This window comes from Paenibacillus mendelii (genome assembly GCF_024498075.1).
GTDB classification, from domain to species: domain Bacteria; phylum Bacillota; class Bacilli; order Paenibacillales; family Paenibacillaceae; genus Paenibacillus_Z; species Paenibacillus_Z mendelii.
The window spans coordinates 23,733-42,105 of sequence record NZ_JANHOF010000025.1 but is presented as its reverse complement, the minus strand read 5'-3'; the positions used below and the strand labels follow the sequence as shown (position 1 = coordinate 42,105).

Here is an 18,373-nt window from a genome sequence, read left to right as displayed (position 1 = left end):
AAAACATGTTTTGTATCACCGCAGTCAGCAAATCCGCTTCAGCAATGGCTTATCTAGCCACAAGAAACACTTACCTCATTAATAACCCTTCAAACAGGATGATCCGGTGTTCTCCGATATGTGCCTATCACCTTAGCCTCTCATCATCGTTCCGTTTAACGGCTGCAATTGCATGAAAGGTCCTCGTACGCATTCCTTCTATTATTATAGAAGAAAGACAGCTAAGGCAAACCTCAAATTATAGAAATTTCGTGCAGCTAAATAAAAAAAACCCCCACCGAAGTGAGGGCTTTGAATGCGGCTAATGCCGCAATTCATTATTTTTGGATCGAAGCAACTGCGCCAGCGCCTACAGTACGTCCGCCTTCGCGGATGGAGAAGCGCGTGCCATCTTCCAGTGCGATTGGAGCAATCAGCTCAACCGTTACTGTGATGTTGTCGCCTGGCATAACCATCTCTGTGCCTTCTGGCAGGTTGATGATGCCTGTAACGTCCGTAGTACGGAAGTAGAACTGTGGACGGTAGCCTGTGAAGAAAGGCTTGTGACGTCCACCCTCTTCTTTAGTAAGAACGTAGATTTGAGCAGTGAAGTTCGTGTGCGGCTTAACCGAACCCGGTTTCGCAAGAACTTGGCCACGCTCGATATCTTTACGCTCTACGCCACGAAGCAATGCGCCGATGTTGTCGCCTGCTTGAGCGGAGTCAAGCAATTTACGGAACATTTCAACGCCCGTAACAACACATTTGCGGCTTTCTTCAGCAAGGCCGATAATTTCAACCTCGTCCGATACTTTTACAACGCCACGGTCTACACGGCCAGTAGCAACTGTACCACGACCTGTGATTGTGAACACATCCTCAACTGGCATAAGGAATGGTTTCGCAACATCGCGCTCTGGAGTTGGGATGTAAGTGTCAACTTGTTCGAACAATTCAACGATCTTGTCAGCCCAGTCGCCGTCAGGATTTTGAAGAGCTTCACGAGCTGCACCACGAATGATTGGCGTGTCATCGCCTGGGAACTCATACTCGTTGAGAAGGTCGCGAACTTCCATTTCAACTAGTTCAAGCAATTCTTCGTCTTCAACCATGTCGCATTTGTTCAGGAATACCACGATGTAAGGAACGCCTACTTGGCGGGAGAGCAAGATGTGCTCGCGCGTTTGCGGCATAGGGCCGTCAGCTGCGGATACGACGAGGATAGCGCCGTCCATTTGAGCTGCACCTGTAATCATGTTCTTAACATAGTCGGCGTGACCTGGGCAGTCAACGTGAGCGTAGTGACGGTTAGGCGTCTCATACTCTACGTGAGCTGTCGAGATCGTGATACCACGCTCGCGCTCTTCTGGAGCTTTGTCGATTTGGTCGAATGCTATAGCAGCTCCACCGTATCTTTTGGAAAGAACAGTCGTGATGGCAGCCGTCAGCGTTGTTTTACCATGGTCAACGTGACCGATTGTACCGATATTAACGTGCGGTTTATTACGTTCAAATTTAGCCTTTGCCATTGAACTTCTTCCTCCTTAATATAAAGAAATGTTTATGTGATCGGCCGGATTCCAGCATACATATTGATGCTAGCCGAATTCCGTCCAATATACAACTTATAATAGTAGATTTCCAATCTAAATTTCGCTAATTAAGCACCTTTAGATTTGGAAATAATGTCCTCGGAAATCGACTTCGGTACTTCTTCATAGTGCGAAAGCTCCATGGAGAATACACCACGGCCTTGAGTACCGGAACGAAGTGTTGTAGAGTAGCCAAACATCTCAGCCAGAGGCACCTTAGCGCGGATAATAAGCGCACCATGACGCGAATCCGAACCTTCGATGCGACCGCGACGGGAACTCAGCATCCCCATAACGTCACCCATATACTCTTCAGGTACGCTTACTTCAACCTTCATGATTGGCTCAAGCAATACCGGATTACATTTGTCTTTAGCCGCTTTAAGTGCCATTGAACCAGCGATTTTGAACGCCATCTCGTTGGAGTCAACGTCATGGTATGAACCATCGACGATTGTAGCTTTAATGTCAACAAGCGGGAAGCCCGCAATGACACCATTCTTCATTGACTCTTCGATACCGGCTTGAACTGGTGCGATGTACTCACGTGGAACCGAACCGCCGACAACTTTGTTTTCAAAGATGAAACCAGTTCCTGGCTCTTGCGGTTCAAATTCGATCCAGCAGTGTCCATATTGTCCGCGACCGCCGGATTGGCGTACGAACTTGCCTTCGACTCTCGCAGCCGTACGGAACGTCTCACGATAAGCAACTTGCGGCTTACCAACGTTAGTTTCGACTTTGAATTCGCGAAGCATACGGTCTACTAGGATCTCAAGGTGAAGCTCGCCCATACCAGCAATAATGGTTTGGCCAGTTTCTTCGTCCGTATGAGCACGGAAGGTTGGATCTTCTTCCGCCAGCTTCTGGAGAGCGATACCCATTTTATCTTGGTCGGCTTTCGTTTTAGGCTCAACCGCAAGTTGGATAACAGGCTCTGGGAAGTTCATCGATTCGAGGATAACTGGGTTTTTCTCATCACACAAGGTATCGCCAGTCGTCGTATCTTTCAGACCTACTGCTGCTGCAATATCGCCTGAATATACGTCGTTGATCTCTTGACGGCTGTTCGCATGCATCTGAAGGATCCGACCGATACGCTCACGTTTGCCTTTTGTAGAGTTCAGTACGTAAGAACCGGAGCTAAGAACACCGGAGTATACGCGGAAGAACGTCAAACGGCCAACGTATGGATCTGTCATGATTTTGAATGCAAGTGCTGCGAATGGCTGTTCGTCAGAAGATTTACGTACAGATTCTGTACCGTCTTCCAGGTGACCCTTGATATCAGGAACATCGATAGGCGCTGGCAGATAATCAACAACGGCGTCAAGCATAGACTGAACACCTTTGTTGCGGTATGAAGATCCGCAGACAACCGGGAAGATTTTCACTTCACATACGCCTTTACGCATTGCTGCTTTCAGCTCAGGGATCGTGATTTCTTCACCTTCGAGATATTTCATCGTAAGCTCTTCATCAAGCTCAGCGACTTTCTCTACGAGCTCAAGGCGAAGCTCTTCAACTTTCTCCTTGTACTCTTCGGGAATCTCGATTTTTTCCGGATCTTTGCCCAGGTCGTCTTTATACTTATAAGCGACACGTTCAACGATGTCGATCATACCGATAAAGTCGCTCTCAGCTCCCATCGGAAGTTGGATAGCAACGGCATTCGCTTGCAGACGCTCGCGCATGTCTTTGACAACATTAAGGAAGTCTGCACCGATGATGTCCATTTTGTTGACGTATGCGATCCGCGGAACGCCGTAACGGTCTGCTTGACGCCATACTGTCTCGGACTGTGGCTCTACGCCTTCTTTCGCACTGAAAACTCCAACGGCCCCGTCCAATACACGCAGGGAACGTTCAACTTCTACTGTGAAGTCAACGTGCCCCGGGGTGTCGATAATGTTGATGCGGTGACCATTCCATTGAGCAGTTGTCGCGGCCGATGTAATCGTAATACCGCGCTCCTGCTCCTGCTCCATCCAGTCCATCGTAGCTGCACCTTCGTGCACCTCACCGATTTTGTGGGTACGGCCTGTATAAAACAGAATCCGTTCAGTAGTGGTCGTTTTACCCGCGTCAATATGCGCCATAATCCCGATATTACGCGTATTTTTCAAGGAGAACTCTCTTGCCATGATTTCGTCTCCTTTCGTCTATGCGAATCCTACCAACGGTAGTGTGCGAATGCTTTGTTAGCTTCCGCCATTTTGTGTGTATCTTCACGTTTCTTAACCGATGCACCAGTGTTGTTGGATGCGTCTAGAATTTCTGCTGCTAAACGCTCTTCCATCGTTTTCTCCCCGCGGTTACGCGAGTAGTTCACGAGCCAACGTAGACCAAGTGCCGTACGGCGCTCTGGTTTTACTTCGATCGGTACTTGGTAGTTAGAACCGCCTACACGACGAGCTTTAACCTCGAGTACGGGCATAATGTTCTTGATAGCTGCTTCAAACACTTCCATTGGATCTTTGCCCGAGCGCTCATTGATAAGCGTGAACGCATCGTACAAAATTGTTTGGGCAACGCCGCGTTTTCCGTCGATCATGATGCGGTTAATCAAACGTGTTACAAGCTTGCTGTTGTACAACGGATCCGGAAGCACATCGCGTTTTGGTACTGGACCTTTGCGTGGCATGAGGGTGTCCCCCTTTCTCAATTATTCTCTTTGATGATCATGGCAATACCTATAATAGGCTGCTATGTCTTATTTCTTAACTTTAGCGCGTTTCGTACCGTATTTCGAACGGGATTGCTTACGGTTGTTTACGCCTGCCGTATCGAGCGCGCCGCGAACGATATGGTAACGTACACCCGGAAGGTCTTTTACCCGGCCTCCACGGATCAAGACAACACTGTGCTCCTGCAAGTTGTGTCCGATACCTGGGATGTAAGCTGTAACCTCAACTTTGTTCGTAAGACGAACCCTTGCATATTTACGCAATGCGGAGTTCGGTTTTTTCGGAGTCATCGTACCTACACGCGTGCACACACCGCGCTTTTGTGGAGCGCTAATGTCAGTTGCTTCGCGTTTCAGTGCGTTAAATCCTCTTTGCAACGCCGGCGATTTCGATTTAACGACTTTCGCTTCACGGCCTTTGCGTACTAGCTGGTTAATTGTTGGCATACTGCCACCTCCTTCCTTTAATGAAAAACGGCTGTTACAAAATATCAGGCTGATTATAAGCCCACAGATCCAGGCGGTTCATAAAGAAACAAACGAATGTTTCTACCGCTTCTTCCCCGGTAAAAACCACAGCTCTTTATTTGATTTCCGGTATGACCGCGGCCATGGCAGCTCCGACTTCAATGCCGCAGGTTTCCCCGAGACTCTTCATCGTATCAATCCATTTGACCGGCACGCCCGCCGTTTCGCAAAGCCGGACGATATCGTCCTTCATACGCGGATCTGCATCTTGTGCAACGTAGACTTCAATGGCTTTATTCTGCTCCACCATCTTGGTCGTCTGTTTACTACCAATCATAAAGTGCATGATATCCCACCCTCTCAAGTCAAGAACGATGCTATTCTGTTCTGATTTGTACAAGCTTAGGGGTCATGCTATTAGGCACACTTCGATATAGTAGCACTTCGTCTAACTACATGTCAAGCATGTTTTCATATCTGATTCGTATAAAAAGCAGTTGGTTCTAGGAGAGAGCAGGACAACGGCCCTCATTGAGGGCCGTGTCGCTCCAGGCTTACATCCTAGGATGATCGGCCATTCTCATTTCCTTATGACTCTACCGGCACTGTCTCGGCTTCTTGTACAGCCTCAACTTCTTCTTCCATGCCTACGAGTCGAATACTCCGGTAACGGTTCATCCCTGTACCTGCCGGGATGAGTTTACCAATGATAACATTCTCTTTCAAGCCTAGCAGTTGATCCACTTTTCCTTTGATAGCTGCATCCGTAAGGACGCGAGTCGTCTCTTGGAAAGAGGCTGCAGACAAGAAGGAGTCTGTTTCCAGTGATGCTTTTGTAATACCAAGCAATACCGGTTTGGCTACCGCAGGCTCAAGACCTGACAGAATTGCTTCACGGTTCGCTGCTTCGTATTCGTGAATGTCCACGAACGCTCCTGGCAGCAATGTCGTATCTCCCGCATCTACGATGCGGATTTTACGCAGCATCTGCTTGATCATGACTTCGACGTGCTTATCATTGATTTCTACGCCCTGGTTCCGGTATACGCGTTGAACTTCTTGCAAGATGTAGTTCTGTACGCCGCGGATCCCTTTGATGCGCAGCATATCCTTCGGATCGATGGAACCATCCGTAAGCTCGTCGCCTGCTTCGATATGCTGGCCTTTGATGACGCGAATTCTAGAGCCGTAGCTGACCGGATACACTTTGCTCTCCGCTTCGCCCTGAACTTCGATTTCACGACGATCTTTGGCTTCCCGAATATCTTTAATAACGCCGTCAAGCTCGGTAATAATCGCTTGACCTTTCGGATTACGCGCTTCGAAGAGCTCCTGAATACGCGGCAAACCTTGCGTGATATCGTCTCCGGCTACACCGCCGGTATGGAAGGTACGCATCGTAAGCTGTGTTCCTGGCTCACCGATTGATTGTGCAGCAATAATACCGACTGCTTCCCCAATCTCAACATGCTTACCAGTAGCAAGATTACGTCCGTAACAAATTTTACATACACCATGTCTCGCACGGCAGCTCAGAACGGAACGAATTTGAAGCTTCTGAACATCCGCGTTGATAATGGCTTCCGCTTTGCTCGAGTCAATCAGCTCACTGCGGTGAACGATAACTTCACCTGTTTTTGGATGACGGATCGTCTCGAAGGAATAACGGCCTTCAATACGGTCGTACAGATCCTCAATGACTTCTTTGCCATCTTGGATTTTACTAACCATAAAGCCTTTATCCGTACCGCAATCGTCCTCACGTACAATAACATCTTGAGCAACGTCGACCAGACGCCGTGTCAGGTAACCGGAGTCAGCTGTACGTAGTGCTGTATCGGCAAGACCTTTACGGGCACCATGCGTCGAAATGAAGTACTCGAGTACGGTTAGGCCTTCACGGAAGTTCGACTTAATCGGCAACTCGATAATTCGACCGGACGGGTTGGCCATGAGACCACGCATACCACCAAGCTGTGTAATCTGCGATTTATTACCCCGTGCCTTGGAATCCACCATGAGCATGATCGAATTGTAACGATCCATGGACTTCATGAGTACTTCCGTAATTTTGTCTTTCGTTTGACCCCAAATGTCAATGACGCGGTCATACCGTTCTTCGTTCGTGATCAAGCCACGACGATATTGATTGGTAACGACTTTGACTTTGTCTTCGGACTCTTGAAGAATCTCTTGCTTCTCCTGCGGTACGATAACGTCCGATACGGCAATCGTGATACCTGCACGTGTCGAGTACGTAAATCCGAGCTGCTTGATACGGTCGAGCGTAACTGACGTTTGCGTCGTTTCGTAGATGCGGAAAACCTCGGCAATGATATAGCCCAGATATTCCTTGCCCACTCCGCCTGCAATCGGCAGCCCCTGCATAAACTCTTGCAGGTTTGCCCCTTTTTCCGTGACAAAATATTTAGCCGGAGTTCCATGAAGCAAGTTGGTTTTACTCGCTTCGTTAATGTAAGGGAATGTTTCCGGGAAAATTTCATTGAAAATAATTTTACCAACTGTCGTCAGCATCAACGATTTCTGCTGCTCTTCCGTAAAAGTAACTTTCTTCAGTACTTTGACTGGAATAAATACACGCGCATGCAGGGAGACAACTCCACGTTGGTAAGAGGAAATCGCTTCGTTAACCGTTGCGAATACAGACCCGCTGCCCTTCGCTTCCTTGTTGTCCATCGTCAAGTAGTAGCTTCCCAATACCATATCCTGAGAAGGCGTTACGACTGGCTTGCCGTCTTTCGGGTTCAAGATGTTCCCGGAAGCGAGCATAAGCAAACGTGCTTCCGCTTGTGCTTCGGCAGACAATGGTACGTGGACCGCCATCTGGTCACCGTCGAAGTCCGCGTTATAAGCGGTACAAACGAGCGGATGCAGTTTAATTGCGCGACCTTCTACCAGAATCGGTTCAAACGCTTGAATACCAAGACGGTGAAGCGTAGGGGCACGGTTAAGTAATACCGGATGCTCCTTAATGACTTCTTCTAGAACGTCCCACACTTCAGGGCTAACGCGTTCGACCTTGCGCTTCGCACTCTTAATGTTGTGTGCCAGACCCTTGTTGACGAGCTCTTTCATGACGAAAGGCTTGAACAACTCGAGCGCCATTTCTTTAGGTAGTCCGCACTGATACATTTTCAAGCTCGGACCAACAACGATAACGGAACGGCCGGAGTAGTCAACACGTTTACCCAGCAAGTTTTGACGGAAACGGCCTTGTTTCCCTTTCAGCATATGGCTCAGCGATTTCAGCGGACGATTGCCCGGACCCGTTACCGGGCGGCCGCGGCGGCCGTTATCGATGAGAGCATCGACGGCTTCTTGCAGCATCCGCTTCTCATTCTGAACGATGATGTCAGGAGCACCCAGATCAAGCAGGCGCTTCAGACGGTTATTCCGGTTAATGACGCGACGGTACAGGTCATTCAAGTCAGAGGTCGCAAAGCGTCCTCCATCCAGCTGTACCATCGGGCGAAGTTCTGGAGGAATGACCGGCAGAACATCTAGAATCATCCATCCAGGCAAATTGCCTGAATTGCGGAATGCTTCAATAACCTCTAACCGCTTGATAGCACGGTTACGGCGCTGCCCTTGAGCTGTCCTCAGTTCTTCTCTCAACGTCTCGAGCTCACGCTCGACGTCGATGTCCTGCAGAAGCTTCTTGACAGCTTCTGCACCCATCCCCGCTTGGAAGCCATAGCCATACTTCTCGCGGTAGCTGCGGTATTCCTTCTCGGACAATAGCTGCTTCTTCTCAAGCGGCGTATCCCCGGGATCAGTTACAACATAAGATGCAAAGTATATAATCTCTTCCAGTGAACGGGGAGACATGTCAAGAGCAAGCCCCATGCGACTTGGAATTCCTTTGAAATACCAGATATGCGATACTGGTGCGGCAAGCTCGATGTGCCCCATCCGTTCGCGGCGAACCTTCGCACGCGTCACTTCCACGCCGCAGCGGTCGCAAACGACGCCTTTATAACGTACGCGTTTATATTTGCCGCAATGGCACTCCCAGTCCTTCGTCGGCCCGAAGATCTTTTCGCAGAATAAACCTTCTTTCTCCGGCTTTAGCGTCCTGTAGTTGATCGTCTCCGGTTTCTTTACCTCACCGCGGGACCAGGAACGGATTTTATCCGGAGATGCTAATCCAATCTTCATGTACTCGAAGTTGTTCACGTCCAACAAGGAGCAACCCTCCTTCGCTTATGGTTCACTTGTGTCAAGCTGAATATATCATCTGCTGCATTGTACAACCGTGCGCTATATGTTACTCGACGCCAACCTCAGAACCTTCAAGGTTGAGGTTCAGCTTATCGCTCTGACCATCGTCTTCGTCGTCCATCTCTTTCATTTCGATCTCTTCCTCGTTCTCGGTCAGGATTTTGACATCCATGCCCAAGCTCTGAAGCTCTTTGATCAAAACTTTGAACGACTCTGGAACGCCTGGCTCCGGAACATTCTCACCCTTGACGATCGACTCGTACGTTTTCACGCGACCGACGACATCATCAGACTTAACGGTGAGAATTTCTTGCAGGGTGTATGCTGCGCCATAGGCCTCGAGCGCCCAAACTTCCATTTCCCCGAAGCGCTGCCCGCCGAACTGCGCTTTACCGCCCAGCGGCTGCTGAGTGACAAGCGAGTAAGGACCCGTGGAACGAGCATGGATTTTGTCGTCGACCATATGCGCCAGTTTGATCATGTACATGACGCCTACGGTTACTTCGCGTTCAAACTCTTCACCCGTCCGTCCGTCATATAGCACGGTCTTACCATTGCGCTGCATGCCTGCTTCTTCCATGGTGTCAAACACGTCATACTCACGCGCTCCGTCAAATACAGGGGTAGCTGCATGAATACCTAGATGTTTACAGGCCATACCAAGGTGAACCTCGAGAACCTGGCCGATATTCATCCGTGAAGGAACGCCCAGCGGATTGAGGACAACTTCTACAGGTGTGCCATCCGGCAGGAACGGCATATCCTCTTCCGGAAGAATTCTCGCGATAACCCCTTTGTTACCGTGACGTCCGGCCATTTTGTCGCCTTCGGAAATCTTACGTTTCTGAGCGATATAAGCACGTACGAGCTGATTTACGCCTGGAGGCAGCTCATCGCCATTCTCACGTGTAAATACCTTCACATCAACGACGATACCGTCTGTACCGTGAGGAACCCGCAAAGAGGTGTCACGCACTTCACGCGCTTTTTCGCCGAAAATGGCGTGCAGCAAGCGTTCTTCAGCCGTCAGCTCCGTCACGCCTTTAGGCGTTACTTTACCGACAAGAATATCTCCGGCGCCAATTTCAGCACCGACACGGATAATACCACGCTCGTCTAGATTGCGGAGGGCTTCCTCCCCGACGTTCGGGATATCTCTTGTAATTTCTTCAGGACCCAGCTTCGTGTCCCGAGCTTCTGACTCGTATTCCTCAATGTGAATCGAGGTGTAGACATCTTCTTTAACAAGCTTCTCGCTGAGCAGGATCGCATCCTCGTAGTTGTAACCTTCCCAAGTCATGAACGCAACGACTACGTTGCGGCCAAGAGCTAATTCACCCATCTCGGTTGAAGGTCCATCCGCAAGAATATCACCCTTCTTGACGACATCCCCTTTACGGCATAACGGCCGCTGGTTGATGCACGTACCTTGGTTGGAACGCATAAATTTATGAAGCTTTTGCTTAATCAGATCGCCGGTAACCGGCTTTCCGTCAATAATCTCAATGCGCCGCAGCCAAATTTCATTCGCGGACACCCGCTCAATCACGCCATCATATCTTGCAACGATACATACACCGGAATCCTTCGCCGACTTATGCTCCATCCCTGTACCGACAAGCGGTGCCTTCGGTATGAGCAGAGGAACGGCCTGCCGCTGCATGTTCGATCCCATCAGAGCGCGGTTGGAGTCATCGTTCTCGAGGAACGGAATGAGCGCCGTCGCAACCGATACGACCTGCTTAGGCGATACGTCCATATAGTCAACGCGGTCGCTAGGCATCGTCAGAATGTTATCGGCCTGTTTGTTGTAGCGGACGATAACGGCATCTTCCAAGAATTTGCCTTCTTCAGTGAGCTTCACATTCGCCTGAGCGATAACATAGTTATCCTCTTCATCTGCTGTTAGATAAGCGATTTGCTCCGTCACAATAGCCGTCTTCGGATCAACCCAGCGATATGGCGCTTCAATGAAGCCATATTCGTTGATTCGAGCAAAGGTCGACAAGGAGTTAATCAAACCAATGTTCGGACCCTCGGGGGTTTCAATCGGGCACATACGTCCGTAGTGCGAGTGATGGACGTCACGAACTTCGAAGCCTGCACGTTCCCGAGTCAAACCACCGGGTCCGAGTGCAGATAAACGACGTTTATGCGTCAATTCAGCCAGCGGATTCGTTTGGTCCATAAACTGCGAGAGCTGTGAGGAACCAAAGAACTCCTTGATCGATGCAATAACGGGACGTATATTGATTAACGCCTGAGGCGTAATGGCATTCGCATCTTGAATCGACATCCGCTCACGAACGACGCGTTCCATACGCGACAAACCAATACGGAATTGGTTCTGAAGCAATTCACCAACAGAACGCAGACGACGGTTGCCCAAATGGTCGATATCATCCGTGCTTCCAACGCCGTGCAGCAAATCGATGAAGTAGTTAATGGACGAAATGATATCTGCCGGTGTAATATGCTTAACACCTTTATCAATCACTCCGTTGGCAATAACCTTGATGACTTTTCCATCTTCTGTCGGCGAGAATACACTTATCGCCTGTAGTGGAATACTATCAGCATCAAGTACGCCGTTCGCTACGTGATACGTTTTGAAACCGACGTTCTTCTCGAGATAAGGCAGAATTTCGTCCAGCAAACGGCGGTCGATCATTTGACCTGCTTCGGCAATAATCTCCCCTGTTGCTGGATCAACAAGCGTTTCAGCCAATTTCTGATTGAACAGCCTATTTTTAATGTGAAGCTTTTTGTTTATTTTATATCGACCGACATTCGCCAGGTCATAACGTTTTGGATCGAAGAAACGGGCAACCAGCAAGCTCTTCGCATTATCAAGTGTCGGCGGTTCGCCTGGACGGAGCCGTTCATAGATTTCAATGAGCGCTTTTTCCGTCGAATCGGTGTTGTCTTTATCTAACGTGTTACGGATATACTCATCGTGGCCGAGCAGATCTAAGATCTCCGCATCGGTACCAAAGCCGAGTGCACGAAGCAGCACCGTCACGGGGATTTTCCGGGTGCGGTCAATACGGACATAAATAATGTCCTTCGCATCGGTTTCAAGCTCCAACCATGCGCCGCGGTTCGGAATGACCGTAGCCGTATAATTTTTCTTGCCGTTCTTATCCACTTTCGTACTGAAGTACACGCTAGGTGAGCGAACCAATTGGCTGACAATAACCCGTTCCGCACCATTAATAATAAAGGTACCCGTCTCGGTCATCAGCGGAAAATCGCCCATGAACACTTCTTGCTCTTTTACTTCGCCGGTTTCCTTATTGATAAGCCGAACCTTAACCCGTAGCGGTGCCGCATAAGTTACGTCACGCTCTTTCGAATCATCAACAGAATATTTCGGCTCGCCAAGCGAGTAGTCAATGAACTCGAGCATCAAATTACCTGTAAAATCCTGAATCGGCGAGATGTCTTGGAAAAGCTCTAGCAAATCCTTCTCCAAAAACTTCTCATACGATTTTTGTTGGATTTCAATCAGGTTCGGAACATCGAGCACCTCCTCGATGCGAGCGTAGCTTCTGCGCGTGCGCCGACCATACTGAACAAGTTGTCCTGCCAACTTAACCTCACCCCTCATGTCTGCTTCACAGAAAAATGAACAATGCACGCTTTCCGGCAGGCGCAAATCACTCACAGTTAAGAACCGCAAGTTCCTTTACGCATGAAAACGGATCGAGTGTAGAGCATGCAAAGTCTGATTCAATAAAGAAAAGCCCTTATCGAAGATTCGAAAAAAGAGCATGTTTCTGTCTGTCGCTTCGCGTCAATAGACCAAAAAATCTCATATTAAGTACTTTTGCCCAAAAACTAAACATTATACGTCAATTTCGCATTTCTTATTCGCAAAAATAACGCTTGACATTTTAGTCGGCTAAAGAGATTGATCCCATTCTAATACTGACATTTTATAATGATATCACATTTGAAATGTCAAGTCAACAAATCGTTTTGATGCTTCTTAGGCATCCTTCACTGAACGAAAGATGCGATATCCCTTGTCTTTCGTCATTTCATCAACACGGTCAAACAAAGTATTCAACTTTGCTTCCGCCGATGGAGCACCTTGTTTCTTCTGAATGACAACCCACATACAGCCGCCCGGCCGCAGCAGACCTGCACCTTCTTCAAAGATTCGATGAACGACCGACTTTCCTGCCCTTATCGGAGGATTGGTAACAATGACATCATAGGTTCGATCCTTCACCTGCTCATAAAGATCACTCTGAAGAACGGTTACATTCGAAACCTCATTCAGCACCGCATTGTCTTGAGCCAGCTGCACAGCTCTCTCATTAATGTCGATCATTGTGATATGCCCTGCCGGGTTTAACTTGGCTGCGGTAATTCCGATTGCACCATATCCGCATCCTACATCAAGGACACTAGCTCCAGGAGCAAGCTCAAGCGCTTCGACCAATACGCGGCTGCCATAATCGATCCCCGATTTAGAAAAGACCCCTTTATCCGTTGCGAATCGAAGCTTATAGTTTCGAAGCACTGTTTCATGAATTTGACGATCCGATTTTACGACCGGTGATTTCGAATAATAATGATCTGCCATCGTTATTCTCCTCCATCTCGCAACAATAAACCCGCGTCGTATCTCATATGCAGCTATACGGCGTACGTTTTCAGCTACGAATGATGCAATTTATGACGTTAACTTTGTCAATTTATCATAAAGCGAACCCCTTGAAGCATCAGGCTTCAAGGGGTTCGTTGCTTTATGCTCAGACGTGAAATTACTTCACTTCTACAGAAGCGCCTGCTTCTTCGAGTTTAGCTTTTACGCCTTCTGCTTCTTCTTTGCTTACTTTTTCTTTAATTGGTTTTGGTGCATTGTCAACAAGGTCTTTCGCTTCTTTCAGGCCAAGACCTGTAATTTCGCGAACAACTTTGATAACGTTGATTTTCGATGCGCCAGCGCCGTTAAGGATAACGTCAAATTCCGATTGCTCTTCAGCAACTGCTGCTCCGCCAGCTGCAACTGCAACTGGTGCTGCAGCTGTTACGCCGAATTCTTCTTCGATTGCTTTTACGAGATCGTTCAGTTCAAGAACGTTCATGCCTTTAATGGCTTCCAAGATTTGCTCTTTACTCATGGTTAAACCTCCAGTAAATTTGTTAGATTTTGGTTTATAGTGAAGCGGCTACGCTTCGAATGAAATACGACTTAAGCTTCTTTTTGTTCAGCCACTGCTTTAACCGCAAGAGCGAAGTTACGCACAGGCGCTTGCAGGACGCTGAGGAGCATGGAAAGCAAACCATCACGTGATGGCAACTCAGCCAGTGCTTTGATCTCACTTGCATTATAAACGTTACCTTCGACAACGCCGCCTTTAAGTTTCAAAGCTTCGTTCTTCTTGGCATATTCGTTTAGAATTTTAGCTGGAGCAACTGCGTCCGTATTGCAGAATGCAATTGCAGTCGGGCCCGTCAGTGCTTCGTCCAATTGAGACAGATCAGCGCTGGCAGTCGCACGGCGTACGAGCGAGTTTTTCAGTACTTGAAAATCTACGCCCGCTTCGCGCAGCTGTTTACGGAGTTCCGTCACTTGCGCAACGTTCAAACCACGATAGTCTGCAACAACTGTGCAGGAGCTTTCGCGGAATTTCGTTGTGATTACTTCAACGGCTTCTTGTTTGCCTTGGATAATCTTTGCGTTTGCCAATTTGTACACCTCCCGGTATTTACTCGACATCCCGTTTCTAGCAACGAATTCCTTCATCCGCGATGCATGAGAAAGGCCTTCGCAGATGAAGCGAAGGCCATGATGGTCCGTTGTTCGTCCGCCCGAAGGCCTAACGTCACAAACACTTTATCATAACACCTCGGTAGGAAATTAAGCCTCACGGCACCTACTGTCTACGGTATGCGTATTCGAATGTCAGTCGATCGTATCTCTCTTAGCGGAATGGAACTACATTCACGCGAGCGCTAGGGCCCATTGTGGAGGATACGGCGATGTTTTTCAGGTAAATCCCTTTAGCAGCAGCTGGTTTAGCACGGTTCAGCGCTTCGACCAGGGAACGAAGGTTCTCGCTCAATTGCTCGGCGTTGAAGGATACTTTACCAATTGGTGCGTGAATTTGACCTGCTCTGTCAAGACGGTATTCAATCTTACCAGCCTTGATTTCTTTAACCGCTTTGGAAACGTCGAACGTTACTGTACCCGCTTTAGGGTTCGGCATAAGACCTTTACCGCCGAGGATACGTCCTAGTTTACCAACCTCAGCCATCATGTCCGGAGTAGCGACGCAAACGTCGAATTCGAACCAGCCTTGTTGGATTTTGTTGATAACATCAGCATCGCCGACATAATCTGCGCCAGCTGCTTCTGCTTCTTTCGCTTTCTCGCCTTTTGCAAAAACGAGAACGCGCTTTGTTTTACCTGTGCCGTGTGGGAGTACTACAACCCCGCGCACTGCTTGGTCTTGTTTCTTTGGATCTACGCCGAGACGGACAGCAACTTCAACAGTTTCGTCGAATTTCGCCGAAGCGGCTTTCTTCACGAGCTCAATCGCTTCTGCAGCTTCGTATGTCGCTTCAGGGCTGATCAGCTTCGCAGCTTCTTGATACTTCTTGCCGTGTTTAGCCATTGATATTCTCCTCCTTATGTGGTTCTAACGGAAATTCCTCCTACCCGGAGACCCTCCCACCGGCGCGGAACGCGAATCGTCCCGTCCGTTAAAGCAACGCCTACTGGCGTATCTCTAACATGTGACGATTGCCCTCGAATTAGTCTTCGATGACAACGCCCATGCTGCGAGCAGTACCTTCGACCATGCGCATTGCCGCTTCCACGGATGCAGCGTTCAGGTCAGGCATTTTGGTTTCTGCGATTTCGCGAACCTTGTCACGTTTCACAGTAGCGACCTTCTTCTTGTTCGGTTCGCCTGACCCCTTGTCAATCTTCGCAGCGACGCGAAGGAGAACAGCAGCCGGTGGCGTTTTTGTCTCGAACGTGAAGGAACGGTCTTCAAATACGGTGATCACAACCGGAATAATCAATCCGGCTTGGTCTGCTGTACGAGCGTTAAACTCTTTACAGAATGCCATAATGTTCACACCCGCTTGACCAAGAGCAGGACCGATCGGCGGAGCCGGGTTCGCTTTACCTGCTGGAACTTGCAGTTTTACTAGCTTGATGACCTTCTTTGCCATGTTGCACACCTCCTTGCCGTAATAATCCAAACCTCGGAATAGACAGATCTATCCCTGTCAGCCGCCCAGACGGGCAGCCCGGAAACCGGAATTAAATCTTCTCCACTTGAGTATAGTCCAACTCAAGAGGGGTTTCCCTGCCAAACATATTGACATGAACTTTGAGTTTGCTCTTGTCTAGCAGAATTTCTTCTACCGTACCGACAAAGTTAGCAAACGGACCTACTTTTACGCGAACCGTTTCTTTCAAATCGAACTCGATCTTCGGCTTCGGTTCCTCCATACCCATATGCTTGAGGATTTGCTCCACTTCATCGGGCAATAACGCAGTCGGTTTCGAGCCTGAGCCAGTTGATCCCACGAATCCAGTCACGCCTGGTGTATTGCGAACAACATACCAGGAATCATCGGTCTGAACCATCTCCACGAGGACGTAGCCGGGGTAAACTTTACGCATGACGGTTTTCTTCTTCCCGTCTTTGTTCACCACTTCTTCTTCCATCGGGACTAGAACGCGGAAGATCTTATCTTCCATGCCCATAGATTCAACCCGCTTTTCCAGGTTGGCTTTCACCTTGTTCTCATACCCAGAGTAAGTATGCACAACGTACCATCTTTTTTCCATAACAAGCCACCCTTGGACCCTTCTTAAACGATCAGTTCGACCAATTCGGAGATCCCGATGTCAAGAACCCAAAAGTAAACAGTCACAAGCACGATCGTGAACAGGACGACGAGCGTGTAGCTTGTCAACTCTTTACGGCTTGGCCAGCGGACTTTCTTTAATTCCGCGAAGCTGTCGGAGAAAAAGGAAAACGTCGTTCCGAAGCTTTGCTTCAACTTAGCTAGAAATGCCACGTCCACACCTCCAAGTCCTATCTCGTCTCGCGATGAGGAGTATGCTCGTTACAAAACTTGCAAAACTTCTTCATCTCGATGCGGTCGGGGTGATTGCGTTTGTTCTTGCTGCTCGCGTAGTTTCTTTGTTTGCAACTCGTGCAAGCCAACGTAATAATAACCCGCATTGCCGTACACCTCCCGGGCTAACCAAATAAAAAAAGCTTGAACCGTTGTATGTTTAAGCAGCGTGATTCAGAACCCATAATAAAAAACGCCTATTTAGGGCTACCAAAACACTTTATCACATGCAATAGTCAGTGTCAACGGAAAACTAGCCGTCCCACTTCACCGCTATCGCGTCAAAACATAAGCCGTCACAAACCGCAATCTCCCGCCACCCCTGGCGTTCTTGATCAATCGAGCTTCTCCATCTTGGCATCAAACAGTATCGACCAAATTCAACCATTGCAAACCCCGCTGAAAGGGCGCTCACAAAAAAAGAGCCGCTTCTGCGAGGCTCTCTATCCATCCGTCCTAACCAACCGCTGACGACAAACCGAGTTTGTGTCAGCCCGTTATATTGCGCACTTCCAAATAGCGTTCCAGCTTACGCTTCACACGTTGAAGCGCATTATCAATAGACTTCACATGACGATCCAAATCAACAGCGATCTCTTGATAAGAGCGCCCATCCAAGTAGAGCATAAGTACTTTACGTTCCAAATCACTCAAGATCTCTGACATCTTGTCTTCCAGACCAACAAACTCTTCTTGATTAATAATCAACTCTTCAGGATCCGACACCCGTGTACCGCAAATAACGTCTAACAGCGTGCGATCGGAGTCCTCATCGTAGATGGGCTTGTCCAGAGATACATATGAATTAAGGGGGATATGCTTCTGCCTTGTCGCCGTCTTAATCGCCGTTATGATCTGGCGGGTTATACACAGCTCAGCGAACGCTTTGAACGAAGCAAGCTTGTCTCCTTTAAAATCCCGTATCGACTTGTACAGGCCTATCATACCTTCCTGTACAATATCTTCGCGATCGGCCCCGATAAGGAAATAGGAACGAGCTTTAGCACGGACAAAGTTCTTATACTTATTAATTAAATACTCCAGCGCTTCGCCGTCACCTTCGCGAACCGCTTCAACTATGTCTTCGTCCGTTCTGCAGTCATAGTCCAGCATTTTCCACTCTTTGAGGTCGATGCTCACGAACAATCCCTCCGGCTCGAAAGGCGTGCACTTCTAAAGTGTTTCCGAGCGCAAACGTTCTCCATCACGCCAAGTGAGTGCAGCCGTTTAATCGCTTCTAGTATTTTGAGGCGGAGCTTACAGCTCCCTGGTTCCTGTCCATAAAGACATA

16 protein-coding genes and 1 other annotated feature are annotated in these 18,373 nt (G+C 48.6%); all 16 genes read right to left on the bottom strand.

What is annotated here, in order from left to right; genetic code table 11:
- Positions 1 to 317: 317 nt before the first annotated feature.
- The gene (gene tuf / locus NNL21_RS33515) at positions 318 to 1,508 is read right to left on the bottom strand and encodes an elongation factor Tu (protein WP_204822529.1); all 1,191 of its coding nucleotides are present in this window, start codon (positions 1,506 to 1,508) and stop codon (positions 318 to 320) included.
- A gap of 131 nt (positions 1,509 to 1,639) precedes the next feature.
- The gene (fusA, locus tag NNL21_RS33510; RefSeq protein WP_204822528.1) at positions 1,640 to 3,715 is read right to left on the bottom strand and encodes an elongation factor G; all 2,076 of its coding nucleotides are present in this window, start codon (positions 3,713 to 3,715) and stop codon (positions 1,640 to 1,642) included.
- A gap of 29 nt (positions 3,716 to 3,744) precedes the next feature.
- Positions 3,745 to 4,215 carry a 30S ribosomal protein S7 gene (gene rpsG, locus NNL21_RS33505; RefSeq protein WP_204822527.1) on the bottom strand — a complete coding sequence of 157 codons (471 nt, stop codon included), beginning with the start codon at positions 4,213 to 4,215 and terminating at the stop codon, positions 3,745 to 3,747.
- A 69-nt stretch (positions 4,216 to 4,284) separates the two neighbouring features.
- Complete coding sequence (gene rpsL, locus NNL21_RS33500) at positions 4,285 to 4,704, bottom strand: 30S ribosomal protein S12 (protein ID WP_204822526.1); 420 nt, start codon at positions 4,702 to 4,704, stop codon at positions 4,285 to 4,287.
- A gap of 136 nt (positions 4,705 to 4,840) precedes the next feature.
- Positions 4,841 to 5,071, bottom strand: a complete 231-nt coding sequence (locus NNL21_RS33495) for a ribosomal L7Ae/L30e/S12e/Gadd45 family protein (RefSeq protein ID WP_204822525.1) — start codon at positions 5,069 to 5,071, stop codon at positions 4,841 to 4,843.
- A gap of 242 nt (positions 5,072 to 5,313) precedes the next feature.
- Positions 5,314 to 8,904: a DNA-directed RNA polymerase subunit beta' gene (rpoC, locus tag NNL21_RS33490; protein ID WP_444875342.1), complete on the bottom strand. Its 3,591-nt coding sequence runs from the start codon at positions 8,902 to 8,904 to the stop codon at positions 5,314 to 5,316.
- Between the two features lie 109 nt (positions 8,905 to 9,013).
- Positions 9,014 to 12,577, bottom strand: coding sequence for a DNA-directed RNA polymerase subunit beta (gene rpoB / locus NNL21_RS33485; protein ID WP_204822523.1), 3,564 nt, complete (start codon positions 12,575 to 12,577; stop codon positions 9,014 to 9,016).
- A 381-nt stretch (positions 12,578 to 12,958) separates the two neighbouring features.
- Positions 12,959 to 13,561, bottom strand: a complete 603-nt coding sequence (locus tag NNL21_RS33480) for a class I SAM-dependent methyltransferase (RefSeq protein ID WP_204822522.1) — start codon at positions 13,559 to 13,561, stop codon at positions 12,959 to 12,961.
- Positions 13,562 to 13,742: 181 nt separating this feature from the next.
- Positions 13,743 to 14,102 carry a 50S ribosomal protein L7/L12 gene (gene rplL / locus NNL21_RS33475; RefSeq protein ID WP_204822521.1) on the bottom strand — a complete coding sequence of 120 codons (360 nt, stop codon included), beginning with the start codon at positions 14,100 to 14,102 and terminating at the stop codon, positions 13,743 to 13,745.
- Positions 14,103 to 14,173: 71 nt separating this feature from the next.
- Positions 14,174 to 14,671, bottom strand: a complete 498-nt coding sequence (gene rplJ / locus NNL21_RS33470) for a 50S ribosomal protein L10 (RefSeq protein ID WP_305881061.1) — start codon at positions 14,669 to 14,671, stop codon at positions 14,174 to 14,176.
- Positions 14,672 to 14,730: 59 nt separating this feature from the next.
- Positions 14,731 to 14,889 (bottom strand) — a sequence feature (ribosomal protein L10 leader region).
- Between the two features lie 17 nt (positions 14,890 to 14,906).
- Positions 14,907 to 15,599: a 50S ribosomal protein L1 gene (gene rplA, locus NNL21_RS33465; protein WP_204822520.1), complete on the bottom strand. Its 693-nt coding sequence runs from the start codon at positions 15,597 to 15,599 to the stop codon at positions 14,907 to 14,909.
- A 139-nt stretch (positions 15,600 to 15,738) separates the two neighbouring features.
- A complete protein-coding gene (gene rplK / locus NNL21_RS33460; RefSeq protein WP_204822519.1) occupies positions 15,739 to 16,164 on the bottom strand; it encodes a 50S ribosomal protein L11 in 426 nt (141 codons plus the stop codon).
- Positions 16,165 to 16,255: 91 nt separating this feature from the next.
- Complete coding sequence (gene nusG / locus NNL21_RS33455) at positions 16,256 to 16,789, bottom strand: transcription termination/antitermination protein NusG (RefSeq protein ID WP_020620124.1); 534 nt, start codon at positions 16,787 to 16,789, stop codon at positions 16,256 to 16,258.
- 23 nt (positions 16,790 to 16,812) lie between these two features.
- Positions 16,813 to 17,022 (bottom strand): preprotein translocase subunit SecE, encoded by a 210-nt coding sequence (secE, locus tag NNL21_RS33450; RefSeq protein WP_204822518.1) that lies wholly within the window; start codon positions 17,020 to 17,022, stop codon positions 16,813 to 16,815.
- Between the two features lie 17 nt (positions 17,023 to 17,039).
- Positions 17,040 to 17,189, bottom strand: coding sequence for a 50S ribosomal protein L33 (gene rpmG / locus NNL21_RS33445; RefSeq protein ID WP_148933609.1), 150 nt, complete (start codon positions 17,187 to 17,189; stop codon positions 17,040 to 17,042).
- Positions 17,190 to 17,571: 382 nt separating this feature from the next.
- The gene (gene sigH / locus NNL21_RS33440; RefSeq protein WP_204822517.1) at positions 17,572 to 18,222 is read right to left on the bottom strand and encodes an RNA polymerase sporulation sigma factor SigH; all 651 of its coding nucleotides are present in this window, start codon (positions 18,220 to 18,222) and stop codon (positions 17,572 to 17,574) included.
- Positions 18,223 to 18,373: the final 151 nt, after the last annotated feature.

Coding starts and splice junctions, on each gene's coding strand:
- rplA (WP_204822520.1), bottom strand. CDS start 15,599: ATGGCTAAACACGGCAAGAAGTATCAAGAAGCTGCGAAGCTGATCAGC.
- rpsL (WP_204822526.1), bottom strand. CDS start 4,704: ATGCCAACAATTAACCAGCTAGTACGCAAAGGCCGTGAAGCGAAAGTC.
- rpmG (WP_148933609.1), bottom strand. CDS start 17,189: ATGCGGGTTATTATTACGTTGGCTTGCACGAGTTGCAAACAAAGAAAC.
- fusA (WP_204822528.1), bottom strand. CDS start 3,715: ATGGCAAGAGAGTTCTCCTTGAAAAATACGCGTAATATCGGGATTATG.
- rpsG (WP_204822527.1), bottom strand. CDS start 4,215: ATGCCACGCAAAGGTCCAGTACCAAAACGCGATGTGCTTCCGGATCCG.
- rpoB (WP_204822523.1), bottom strand. CDS start 12,577: ATGAGGGGTGAGGTTAAGTTGGCAGGACAACTTGTTCAGTATGGTCGG.
- NNL21_RS33495 (WP_204822525.1), bottom strand. CDS start 5,071: ATGCACTTTATGATTGGTAGTAAACAGACGACCAAGATGGTGGAGCAG.
- tuf (WP_204822529.1), bottom strand. CDS start 1,508: ATGGCAAAGGCTAAATTTGAACGTAATAAACCGCACGTTAATATCGGT.
- rplK (WP_204822519.1), bottom strand. CDS start 16,164: ATGGCAAAGAAGGTCATCAAGCTAGTAAAACTGCAAGTTCCAGCAGGT.
- nusG (WP_020620124.1), bottom strand. CDS start 16,789: ATGGAAAAAAGATGGTACGTTGTGCATACTTACTCTGGGTATGAGAAC.
- rpoC (WP_444875342.1), bottom strand. CDS start 8,904: ATGAAGATTGGATTAGCATCTCCGGATAAAATCCGTTCCTGGTCCCGC.
- rplL (WP_204822521.1), bottom strand. CDS start 14,102: ATGAGTAAAGAGCAAATCTTGGAAGCCATTAAAGGCATGAACGTTCTT.
- NNL21_RS33480 (WP_204822522.1), bottom strand. CDS start 13,561: ATGGCAGATCATTATTATTCGAAATCACCGGTCGTAAAATCGGATCGT.